This window comes from Streptomyces sp. XY431, from assembly GCF_001279805.1.
In the GTDB taxonomy this organism is placed as follows: domain Bacteria; phylum Actinomycetota; class Actinomycetes; order Streptomycetales; family Streptomycetaceae; genus Kitasatospora; species Kitasatospora purpeofusca.
Window position 1 is genome coordinate 1 of record NZ_LGDO01000479.1, and the last position, 13,373, is coordinate 13,373.

Here is a 13,373-nt window from a genome sequence, read left to right on the forward strand (position 1 = left end):
CGAGTCGAACCCCAGCACCGACGGCCGCATGTAGACATCCGTCTCGGACGCCTGGTCCGCCATCAGGTGGTGGAAGAGCATGCCCTCCTGGAGCGGGGCCAGCGGGTAGACGTCGGCCACATTGGCCGCACCGCCCTCGACCTTCGCCACGACCCGCTCGATCTCCGCCCCGGTCAGCTCCACCAGCGGCAGCATCTCCGGCGTGATCTCCCGAGCGTCGACGGGAATGGCGTTCGCCGGCACCACGACCCCCTCGGCGGCCTGTGCGGCTGCCAGCCCGGCCACCGTCGGCGTCTCGAAGAGCGCCCGCACCGCTACGGACACACCCCGCACTCGCAGACGTTCCACCAGGGCCACTGCCAGCAGCGAATGGCCGCCCAGCGTGAAGAAGTCGTCATCGACCCCCACCGCCGGCAGGCCGAGGACCTCGGCGAACGCCTCGCAGAGGATCTCCTCCCGCACACTGGCCGGCGCACGGCCCCCACCCGTCGTGTGCTGCGGAACGGGCAGGGCCTTGCGGTCCAGCTTGCCGTTGACCGTCACCGGCAACGCGTCCAGCAGCACGACCGCCGACGGAACCATGTGGGACGGCAACCGCTCACCCGCGAACTCCCGCAACAGGGATTCGAGTTCGTCCGACGGCGCGTCCGAGCCGGCCGGAACCGCGTACGCCACCAGGCGGATGTCACCCGGGACGTCCTCGCGAGCGACAACCGCGACCTGGGCCACGGCAGGGTGGACGGCCAGGACGGCCTGGACCTCGCCGGGCTCGATCCGGAAGCCGCGGATCTTCACCTGCTCGTCCGCACGGCCCAGGTACACCAGCTGACCATCGGCGTTCCAGCGGACCCGGTCACCCGTGCGGTACATCCTCTCCGGGACCCCCGTGCCGCTGCCGAACGGGCACGCCACGAACCGCTCCGCCGTCAAACCGGCACGCCCCACGTACCCGCGCGCCAACTGCACACCCGCCAGGTACAACTCACCCTCGACACCCACCGGCACCGGGGACAGCGAACCGTCCAGCACATACACCCGGGTATTGGCCACCGGCCCACCGATCGGCACCACCGCACCGTCGCTGACGGCACAGCGCGCCGCGGTGACGTCCACGGACGCCTCCGTGGGCCCGTACAGGTTGAACAGCGGTACACCCGCCAGCAGTTCGAGGAACCGGTCCCGCAACGGCACCGGCAGTGCCTCACCACTGCAGAACACCGCCCGCAGCCCGGTGCAGTCGGTGGCCGCCGGCTCACGCAGGAACGCCTCCAGCATCGACGGCACGAAGTGCGTCACCGTGATGTTCTCGCCCTGGATCAACTCGACGAGATAGCCGGGCTCCCGGTGCCCACCCGGGCGGGCGAGCACCAGCGCCGCGCCCTGCACCAACGGCCAGAAGAACTCCCACACGCTGACGTCGAACCCGAACGGCGTCTTCTGCAGCACCCGGTCCCCGACACCGATGGCCACGCCGGGGGTCTCCTGCATCCAGGCGAGCCGGTTGACGATCCCCTCGTGCGGCACCGCAACGCCCTTCGGACGGCCGGTGGAACCCGACGTGAAGATCACATACGCCGGATGCGCAGGCAGCACCTCCACCACGGGAGCCTGCGCCGACAGAGCCGCCAGCTCCGCGACCACCGCGGGATCGTCCACCGCAACCCGGGGCACGCCATCCGGCACCACCCCGGTCAGGGCGGTGGCGCCGAGCACGCACACCGACCCGGCATCGGCGAGGACGGCCTCGATGCGACCGGCCGGATACTCCGGATCCACCGGCAGATAAGCCCCGCCGGCCTTCAGCACCGCCAGCAGCGACACCACCAGCTCCACGCCGCGCTCCATCAGCACCGCGACCACCGACTCCGGGCCGACACCACGCCCGATCAGCAACCGCGCCAGCCGGTTGGCCCGCGCATCCAACTCCGCGTAGGACAGCTCGACGCCCTCGAAGACCAGCGCCACCGCATCCGGCGTCCGCGCCACCTGCGCCGCGAACAACCCCGGCAACGTCGACGGCTCGACCTCGACCGCCGTCCCGTTCCACTTCTCCACCACCAGTCGGCGCTCGTCCGCACCCAGCACGTCGAGCGCCGAGAACCGCGCCTGCGGATCCTCCTCCAACGCGGTCACGAGCTGGAGGAGGCAGGTGTGCAGCATCGTGCCCACCTGCTCCGCATCGGCCGGCGCCACCGCGTCGATGGTCAGGCTGAACCCGTTCCCGTCGTCATCGACATTCGCGACCAGGGGGTAGTTGGTGCGCCCTTCGGCGGCAAGGATCCGCACTTCCTCCAGCCCGGTGCCCAGACCCGCGCCGAGTTCCGTCGCACCGCCGCGGCCGTTGCGGTAGTTGAAGAGGGCGGTGAACAGCGGGCTGCCGCCCGCCACACCGCTCGCCTGCTGCGCCAGCACCAGCGGCGCGTGCTCGTGCACCAGCAGTTCGGCCAACTGCTGCCGCATCCCGGCCAGCGCCTCGCCCACGGCGGAGGTACCGACCCGCACCCGCACCGGGAGCGTGTTGAGGCACGGCCCCTGGAGCCGGTCGGCACCCGCGCCGGCGTTCATCCGGCCGAACAGCACCGTGCCGAACACCACGTCCTCACGACCGCTCACCGCGGCCAGCACCCGTGCCCACGCCAGGTGGAACACCGTCGCCGGACTCACGGCCGTCCGGCGCGCGACTGCCCGCAGTCGAAGCGCGAGCTCGGCCTCCACCGAGGAGCGCACCGATACCGCGGTCGTGCCGTCTCCGTGAACGTCCAGCAGGCCGAACGGGGCAGTGGTCTCGGTGACGTCGCCCAGCAGCCCGGCGAAGTACCGCTCGTGCTCCTCGCGCGGCGTACCGAGGCGGGCCTGGACGACGAAGTCGCGGAACGGCAGCCCCTTGGACAGCGACTCGCCCCGCCCGGTCAGGAAGGCACGCACCTCCCCCAGCAGCGCGTCCGTCGTTGTGTCGTCCCGCACCAGGTGGTGGACGCGCAGCAGGGCCAGCCAGCCGTCGCCGTTCGGTTCGGCGGCGATGTGCACGTCCATCAGCGGGGCCCGGTCCAGTTCCATCCAGGCGCCGCCGACGGACAGCAACTGCTCCGCCGCGTCGGCGCCCTGCGGATCCAGCACGACTTCCCGGACCGGCAGCCCGGCGTGTCGGGCCACGACCTGGACCGGCTCACGCAGACCCTCCCACACGATCGCCGTGCGGTACACGTCGTGCCGGTCGATCACCCGCTGCAGCGCGTTCAGGAACGAGTCGAGCCGCGTGCGGGAGTCGAACCCGAGCACCGTCGGCCCGGCATAAACGTCCCGCTCACCCTCACGCCCGGCCTTCATCAAGTGGTGGAAGAGGATGCCCTCCTGGAGCGGGGCCAGCGGGTAGACGTCCGCGACGTTCGCGGCACCACCGGGCACCTTCGCCACGATCAACCCGAGCTCGGCCTCGGTCAGCTCCACCAGCGGCAGCATCTCCGGGGTGATCTCCGTGGCGTCCTCAGGGATGAGGTTCGCCGGCACGGCCACCTGCTCCGAACCCGCCTCGACCGCCAGGCCCGCGGGGGTCGACGTCTGGAACAACGCCTTCACCGACACCGAGACCCCACGCGCCCGCAACATCTCCACCAACGACACCGCCAGCAGCGAATGCCCACCCAGCGCGAAGAAATCGTCATCGACGCCGACGCTCTCCAACCCGAGGACCTCGGCGAACGCCCGGCACAGGATCTCCTCCTGCACCGACGCCGGCCCACGGCTCGACACCCCGCCCACCGACGCGAAGTCCGGCGAGGGCAGCGCCCCGCGGTCCAACTTCCCGTTGCCCGTCAGCGGCAGGGCGTCCAGCACCACCACGGCGGAGGGCACCATGTGCTCCGGCAACCGGGCGGCGACGAAGGTCCGCACCCCGTCCGCGAGCGTGTCGTCCACATCCTCCGGGTCGTCCGCGACCACGTAGGCGACCAGGCGCTTGTCCCCCGGGGTGTCCTCGCGGGCGATCACGGCGGCCTGGGCGATCAGCGGGTGAGCCGTCAGGGCACTGGCCACCTCACCCGGCTCGATCCGGAAACCACGGATCTTCACCTGGTCGTCCGCACGGCCCAGGAACACGATCTCGCCGTCGTCCGACCACTTCGCACGGTCACCCGTGCGGTACATCCGCTCCGTGACTCCCGTGCCGCTGCCGAACGGGCACGCCACGAACCGCTCCGCGGTCAAGCCAGGACGGCGCACATAGCCGCGCGCCAGCTGCGCACCCGCCACGTACAACTCACCCGCCACGCCCACCGGCACCGGGTCGAGGCGCTCGTCCAGCACGTAGAAGCGGGTGTTGGCCACCGGCGAACCCACCGGCACCACCCCACCCGACGTCAGACGGGTGGTCGCCACACCGATCGTGGTCTCCGTCGGACCGTAGTGGTTGAACACATCCCGCTCACCGGCAGCCGCCAGCAGCTCCGCCACCCACGCCGGCGAGGCGGCCTCACCGCCCAGCACCACCGACCGTCCCGGCAGCACCCGCTCCAGACCACCCACCGCACCCAGCGCCGCCAGGTGCGAGGGCACCACCTTCAGGAAGTCGATCCCGTGCTCGGTCAGATAGTCCGCGACCAGACGCGGATCGGTGACGGCCTCCTCGTCCAGGACATGCAGCTCACCACCCGACAGCAGGCTCGCGAGCAGCACCGTGTTCCCCAGGTCGGTCGCCTGAGCCTGCAGCAGCGCATACCTACCACCCTCGAACCCGACCCGGGCCGGCACCGAGGACACGTAGTTCGCCAGACCCCCGTGCGTAACGGCCACGCCCTTCGGACGACCCGTCGAACCGGAGGTGTAGATGACATACGCCAGCGACCGCGGATCCACCGCCACGCCGGGCGAGGTGGTCGGCGCCGTCGCCAACTGCATCGCCGTCAACGTGCCGTCCACCGCCACCAGACGCACACCCACCGACGGCAGGTCCTCCAGCACCTCATCAGTGGTCAGCACCAACTGCGCCCGCGAGTCCTTCACCGTGAACGCGACCCGCTCCGCCGGCTGGGACATGTCCACCGGCAGGTATCCCGCCCCCGCCTTCCACACCGCCAGAATCCCGGCGATCATCTCCACGCCACGCGGCAACGCCAGCCCCACCACCGCCTCCGGGCCAACACCCTGGCTGACCAGATAGTGGGCAAGGCGGTTCGCCCGCGCATCCAACTCCGCGTACGACACCGACGCACCGGCGGACACCACGGCCACCGCCTCCGGCGTCCGCGCCACCTGTGCCTCGAACACCTGCGGAACCATCGACCCGGATCCGACCGCGGTGGTGTCGTTCCACTCCGACAGCACCCGGCGACGCTCGTCCGCACCCAGCACATCCACCGCGTCGACCCGGGCCTGCGGGTCGTCGGCCATCGCCGACAGCACCCGCACCAGAGCGCCCGCGACCCGACCCGCGACACCCTCGTCGAACAGATCCGCCGCCGCAGTCAGCATGCCCCGGATCCCCGCCGGCGCGCCCTGCGCACCGAACGCCTCACCCACGATCACATCGAGGTCGAACTTCGCCATCGCCCGACCCAACAGCAGCGGTTCCGCCCCCAGGCCAGGCAGGTCCAGCACACCGCCGTCCGCCACCAAGCCGGTGTTCTGAAGGGTCAGGACGACCTGGAACAGCGGGTGCCGGGCCAGCGAACGCGCCGGCGCCAACTCCTCCACCAGCTTCTCGAACGGCACGTCCTGGTTCTCCAGCGCGCTCAGCCCCGCCTCGCGCACCCGCCCGAGAACCTCCTCGAACGTCGGGTCCCCCGACAGATCCGTGCGCACGACAACCGTGTTGACGAAGCAGCCGACCAGATCGTTCAGCGCCTCGTCCGTACGCCCGGCGATCGCCGACCCGATCGGGATGTCGGCCCCCGCACCCAGCCGGCCGAGCGTCACCGCAACAGCCGCCTGCAGCACCATGAACACGGTCACCCCACGCTCACGCGCCAACTCCACCAAACGCCCGTGCAGTTCGGCCGGAACATCCAACTCCACGGTGTGACCGCGGTGCGAGGCAACCGCCGGACGCGGCCGATCGAACGGCAGCGGCAACTCCTCCGGAGCCCCCGCCAACGCCTCGCGCCAGTACTCCACCTGACGCGACAGCACACTCGACGAATCGCCCTCGTCACCCAGCAACTCCCGCTGCCACAAGGCGAAATCCGCATACTGCACCGGCAGCGGCTCCCACACCGGAGCCGCGCCGCCCAAGCGCGCCGCATACGCCGCCGACAGATCCCGCATCAGCGGAGCAGTCGACCAGCCGTCCATGGCGATGTGGTGCGACAGCACCACCAGCACATGCTCGACCGGACTCACCGCGAACAGCGTCGCCCGCAACGGAATCTCGGACGAGAAGTCGAACGCATACCGGCCCGCCTCGGCCAGTGCGTCCTCCAGCCCCTCCGACGCCACCTCGACCGCCGAGAGCTCGAACCCGCACTCCTCCACACCGAGAACCCGCTGGTACGGCTCGCCGTCGACTGCCGGGAACACCGTCCGCAGCACCTCGTGCCGCCCGATGACGTCCCGCAGCGCCGCCGCGAGGGCCTCCCGGTCCACCTCGCCGGACAGGCGCAGAGCCATCGGAGTGTTGTAGGTCGCGCTCGCGCCCTCCAACTCGCCGAGGAACCACAAACGGCGCTGCGCGAACGACAACCGCACCCGCTCCGGACGCTCCGTCGCACGCAGTGCCAACCGGCCCTCACGGGCCTGGCCGAGCCGTCCCGCCAGACCCGCCGGCGTCGGCGCCTCGAACAGCTCACGGACCGCCAACTCCACACCCAGCAGCGAGCGGATCCGACTCAGCAGCCGCATCGCCAGCAGCGAGTGTCCGCCCAGCGTGAAGAAGTCGTCATCCACCCCCACCGCCGACAGACCCAGAATCTCCGCGAACGCCTGGCACAGGAGCTCCTCCTGCACCGTCGCCGGCGCCCGGCCCGCACCCGCCGCGTACTCCGGCGCCGGCAGCGCCTTGCGGTCCACCTTGCCGTTCACCGTCAGCGGCAGCACATCCAGCACCACCACCGCCGACGGCACCATGTAGGCCGGCAACCGCGAACCCGCGAACTCCCGCAGACTGGCGAGGAGTTCATCCGCGCCGGCGTCGACGTCGGCCGGAACCGCGTACGCCACCAGGCGCTTGTCGCCCGGGACGTCCTCGCGGACCGTCACCACGACCTGCTCCAGGCCCAGGTGCGCGGCCAGGACGACCTGCACCTCACCCGGCTCGATCCGGAAACCGCGGATCTTCACCTGCTCGTCCGCACGACCCGCGAACACCAACTCGCCGTCGCCCGACCACTTCGCCCGGTCACCCGTGCGGTACAACCGCCCACCCGGCACCCCGAACGGCGACGCCACGAACCGCTCCCCGGTCAACCCCGGACGGCCCAGATACCCCCGGGCCAACTGCCCACCCGCCACATACATCTCACCCGTCACGCCCACCGGAACCGGACGCAGGAACTCGTCCAGCACGAAGACACCCAGACCCGGGATTCCGCGCCCGATCACACTGCCCGCCCCGCCCTCGTCCGAGGACAGCTCGCGGAACGTCACATGCACCGTGGTCTCGGTGATGCCGTACATGTTCACCAACCGCGGACCACGATCACCATGACGGGCCCACCAGTCGCTCAGCCGGCCCGGATCCAGCGCCTCGCCACCGAACACCACCGCACGCAGCGACGCCACCGACCCAGGACGCTCCTCCTCCACGGCCGCCAACTGGTAGAACGCCGAGGGGGTCTGACTCAGGACCGTCACCCGCTCGCGCTCGATCAGCGCCAGGAACTCCTGCGGCGAGCGCGAGACCCCGTACGGGACCACCACCACCCGACCCCCGTGCAGCAGCGCACCCCACAACTCCCACACCGAGAAGTCGAACGCGAACGAATGGAAGCACGACCACACATCGTCCGCCCCGAACCCGCCGAACAGCGGCCCGGCCTGTGCGAACAACCCGGTCACACTGCCGTGCGACACCACCACGCCCTTGGGCCGACCCGTCGACCCCGACGTGTAGATCACGTACGCCGGGTGCCCCGGCGACACCGCACACTCCACCGCCCCGCCATCCAGCGCCGCCAACTCCCTCACCACCGACGGCTCGTCCAGCACCGCCGCCTCCGCACCGAACCCACCCAGGCGACCCGCCAGCTCAGCAGAGGTCAGCACCAGACGCGCACCCGCATCACCCAACGTGAACCCGATCCGGTCATCCGGATACGCCGGATCGATCGGCAGATACGCGCCCCCCGCCTTCACCACTGCCAGCAGCGCCACCACCAACTCGGCGCCGCGCTCCAAACACACCCCCACCACCGACTCCGCACCCACACCACGCGCCACCAGCAGTCGCGCCAGCCGGTTGGCGCGCGCATCCAACTCCGCATACGACAGCTCGACGTCCTCGAACACCACCGCCACCGCATCCGGCGTCCGCGCCACCTGCGCCGCGAACAACCCCGGCAACGTCGACGGCTCGACCTCGACCGCCGTCCCGTTCCACTCCTCCAGGAGCAGGCGGCGCTCGTCCGCGCCCAGCACATCCACGGCGCTCAACCGCGTTCCCGGCTGCGCCGTCACCGTCTCCAGAACCTGGAGCAACCAGCCCGCGATCCGCCGCACGGTCTCCGCATCGAACAGGTCCGCCGCCGCCAGGAGCACACCCCGCAAGCCGGCCGGCGCGCCGTCGGCGTCGAACGCCTCGCTCAGGTTCAGGTCCAGGTCGAACTTGCCGAGGACCAGACCGGTCGGCACCCGTCCGGCGCGCAGACCGGGCAGCTCCAGCCGGGCCGACCCCGTGTTCTGCAGGGTGAGCACGACCTGGAACAACGGGTGGCGTGCCATCGACCGGGTCGGCGACAGCTCCTCGACCAGCCTCTCGAACGGCACGTCCTGGTGCGCGAACGCCCCGAGACTGGCCTCCCGGACCCGCTCCAGCACCTCGTCGAAGGTCGGATCACCGGACAGGTCGGTCCGCACCACCAAGGTGTTGACGAAGAACCCGACCAGGTCGTTCAGCGCCTCGTCGGTGCGACCGGCGACCGGCGACCCGATCGGGATGTCCGCGCCCGCGCCGATCCGGTTCAGGGTGACCGCCAACGCCGCCTGCAGGACCATGAAGAGGGTCACCCCCCGCTCACGCGCCACCTCCAGCACCCGCGCATGCAGCTCGGCCGGGGCATCCAGCGGCACCTCGTGCCCACGGTACGAGGCGACCGCCGGGCGCCGGCGGTCGGTCGGCAGCTCCAACTCCTCCGGTGCCCCCGCCAACGCCTCCCGCCAGTACGCCATCTGCCCGGACAGCACACTGTCCGGGTTCTGCTCGTCGCCGAGCAACTCCCGCTGCCACAACGCGTAGTCCGCATACTGCACCGGCAGCGGCTCCCACACCGGCGCCGCACCGCCCGACCGTGCCGCGTACGCCACCGACACATCCCGCAGCATCGGGCCCGTCGACCAACCGTCACCCGCGATGTGGTGCATCAGCACCACCAGCACGTGCTCCTGCGGCGCCACCGCGAACACCGTCGCCCGCAGCGGGATCTCCGCCGACAGGTCGAACGCGTAACCCGCGGCCTCGGCCACCGCCCCGTCCAGCTCCTGCGACGCCACCTCGACCACCGCAAGCTCGAACCCGCACGCCTCCACCGGCAGGACACGCTGATACGGCTCACCGTCCGCCGCCGGAAGGACCGTGCGCAGCACCTCGTGCCGCCCGATCACGTCCGTGAACGCGGCCGCCAGTGCCTGCTGGTCCAACTCTCCGCTCAGTCGCAGCGCCACCGAGGCGTTGTAGGTAACGCTCGGACCCTCCAGCTGCCCCAGGAACCACAGGCGGCGCTGCGCGAACGACAGCGGCACCCGCTCCGGCCGCTCCGCCGGCACCAGCGCCGCACGCCCTTCGGCGACCGCCGATTCGGCCAGCCAGGCCGCGACCCCGGCCGGCGACGGCACCTCGAAGAACACCTGGATCGGCAGCTCGACGTTCAGGACCGTCCGGATCCGGCTGATCAGCCGGATCGCCAGCAGCGAGTGGCCGCCCAGAGCGAAGAAGTCGTCGTCGACGCCGACCCTCTCCACTCCCAGCACCTGCGCGAACACGCCGCAGAGGATCTCCTCATGGACCGTCGCCGGACCGCGGCCGACGGCCTCGGCGGTGGAGGACAGATAGTCCGGAGCGGGCAGGCCGGCGCGGTTCAGCTTTCCGTTGGCCGTCAACGGCAGCGCGTCCAGCACCACCACCGCCGAGGGAACCAGATACCCCGGCAGCCGCTCGGCCAGGAACACGAGCACGAGCTGACTCAGTCGCACGGCGTCAGCCGTCCGAGCGGCGGCGGCGGGAACGATGTAGGCGATCAGGCGCTTGTCGCCGGGGAAGTCCTCGCGGACGACGACGGCGGCCTGTGCCACCGACTCGTGCGCGGCCAGCACCGCTTGCACCTCACCCGGTTCCACCCGGTAGCCGCGCACCTTCACCTGCTCGTCCGTACGGCCCAGGTGCACCAGTTCACCGTCGGTGGTCCAGCGCACCAGGTCGCCGGTCGCGTACATCCGCTCGCCGGCCGGGCCGAACGGGCAGGCCACGAACCGCTGCGCGGTCAGACCGGCGCGCCCCACGTACCCGCGCGCCACCTGCGGACCGGCCACGTACAACTCACCCGCCACGCCGACCGGAACGGGGCTCAGCGACCCGTCCAGCACGTAGGCACGGGTGTTTGCCACCGGCACCCCGAGCGGCACCGCACCCGCGGCAGCCGACTTCCGGTCGAGTCGGCCGGCCACCACGCCGATGGTCGTCTCGGTGGGCCCGTAGTGGTTGAACACACCACGGTCACCCGCGACTTCGAGCAGTCCGGCGACCAGCGTCGGCGACGCCGCCTCGCCGCCCAGCACCAACGCCCCGGCCGGCATCAGGGCGGCCAGGCCGGCTGCCGCGCCCAGCGCCGCCAGGTGCGAGGGCACCACCTTCACGAAGTCGATGCGGTTCTCCGCCAGGTACTGGGCGACGGCTGACGGATCCGTCACCGCACCCTCCTGCAGGACGTGCAGTTCACCGCCGGTCGTCAGGCTCGCGAACACCACGGTGTTGCCGAGGTCCGTCACCGTGGGCTGCAGCAGCGCATACCTACCGCCCGGCGCGCCGAAGCCGACCTGTCCCGGCACCGAGGCCACGTAGTTCGCGAGCCCGCGGTGCGTCACAGCCACGCCCTTGGGCTCGCCGGTCGAGCCGGAGGTGTAGATCACGTAGGCCAACTGGTCGGCCATCACGTCGAGTTCCGGCGAACCGTCGGGTCGTGCGATCAGCTCGGCCAGCACCGCCGGGTCATCCAGGGCGATCGTGCGCACGTCCTGGGCCGCCAGCTCCCCGATCAGCGCCGCTTCGCCCAGCACGTGCCCGGCCCCGCTGTCGGCCAGCAGCCGGCCGAGCCGCTGCGCCGGGTACGCCGGGTCCAGCGGCAGGTACGCCGCCCCCGCCTTCCACACCGCCAGGATCGCCTCGATCGCCTGCAGGCCGCGTGGCAGGCACAGACCCACCAGCGACTGCGCGCCGACTCCCTGGGCGACGAGGTGGTGCGCCAACCGATTGGCTCGCGCGTCCAGTTCGGCGTAGCACACCGCCACGCCGTCGGCCACCACGGCAACCGCCTGCGGCGTCGCGGCCACCTGGGCCGCGAACCGCTGCGGTACCGGCAGTGCCTCACCGGGTACCGCGGTGTCGTTCCAGGTCTCCAGCACCAGCCGGCGCTCAGCCGGGTCGAGCAGGTCGACGGTGCTGACCAAGGCGGTGGCCTCGGCGCTGCTGAGCCAGTCCAGCACGGCCAGGAACCGGCGGCTCACCGACGCCGCCGCTTCGGCGTCGTAGTGCTCGCGGTTCATCTCGATGAGGGTCTGCACGCCGCCCTCGGCCGGCTTGCCGAACACGTCGATCTTCAGGCCTTCGGCAGGCCCGCTGGAGAGGGCGGTCCAGGTGATCGCGCAGTCGCCGAACCCGATCCGGCGGTCGGCCACCATGACGTCGACGATCATGTCGTACAGCGGGGTGCCGCCGACCCGCTTCAGGTCCCTGAGCAGGTCCGGGTACTGGTAGCGCTGGTGAAGCAGACCGCTCCGGACCGCTCGCTGCGTCTGCCGCGCGAGCTCCTCGACGGACATGCCCGGACGGACCCTGAGCCTGATCGGCATGATGTTCGAGGTCATGCCGGGGATACCCACCTCACGCATGCTCGTGCGGCCGCTGGCCGACACTCCGAGCACGACGTCCTGTGCCCCGGTGGACCGGTGCTGGTAGACGGCAGACGCGGCGATCACCAAACCGGCGAAGCTGACCCGAAGCCGCTTCGCGGCAGCCCGCAGCCGCGCGGTCGCGTCGACTCCGAGATCCTGCTGGTGGGTCAGCGGCCGGCCGGCGAGGTGCCGCCCCATCGGCGCCTCGGACGCCGCCTCCTCCTCATGGTCCGAGAACGCCTCCAGCCAGAACCGCCGGTCCCGGTCACGCTCCTGCGAATCCCGGTAGACCTCGTCGGTCTCGATCAGCTCCGACACCGACCGCAGAGCACTCTCGGCCGGATCCCCACCCGCCCGCAGCACCCCGTACACCTGGGACAGCCGCTCAGCGAACTGCGACAGACCGTTACCGTCGAGAACAATGTGGTGCGCACGCTGGTACCACAGGTAGTGGTCCGACCCGAGCACGAAGAACGCATGCCCCGACAGCGCCCCACCCACCAGCTCCACCGGCGTGTCCAGATCGGCCTGGATCCACTCCTGCGCCACCGCACGCGGATCGGCCTCCCCCCGCAGATCCGCCACGTGGACCGGAACCTCCCCGGCCTCCCCCAGGAACTGCCGCGGCGTCCCGCCCTCCACACACAGGCGCAGCCGGAGAGCCTCCGCCTCCTGCACCGTACGGCGCAGCGCACGCACGAAGAGGTCCGCGTCGAGTTCGCCGCGGATCTCCGTGCAGTCACCGATGTTGTACGCCGGATTGTCGGGCGCGAGCTGCTGCGCGTACCAGACCCCCAGCTGGCCGGACATCAGATCCCACAGACCCTGTGCGGAGGCACCCATTCTCGTATCCCTCAATCGATCGACGCACTCTGGAAGAACAAAGGCAGGCCGCTGAACCACGGCACCGGGACCGCGCGAATCAACCAGGCCGACCCAGGACCCCGTCGGACCCCGCCGCCGGCAAACAAACGTGCACTAAGAGCCCTGCGGGCCCTGAAGACGCGGAAGGCCGCTCAGGCCGAGGGCAGTTCGGCCACCAGGCCGGCCAGGTGAACGGTCAGAGCCGCCACCGTGTCGACGTCCCACACCAGGGTCGGCTCCACGGTCACACCCAGGTTGTC

General features: G+C 71.1%; 1 protein-coding gene. It reads right to left on the bottom strand.

All coding sequences use genetic code 11. The features are described 5' to 3' along the window. Nucleotides 1-13,092, bottom strand: a 13,092-nt coding sequence (locus ADK60_RS47885; protein ID WP_159400665.1) for a non-ribosomal peptide synthetase, incomplete at its 3' end; no start/stop codon positions are given. Nucleotides 13,093-13,373: the final 281 nt, after the last annotated feature.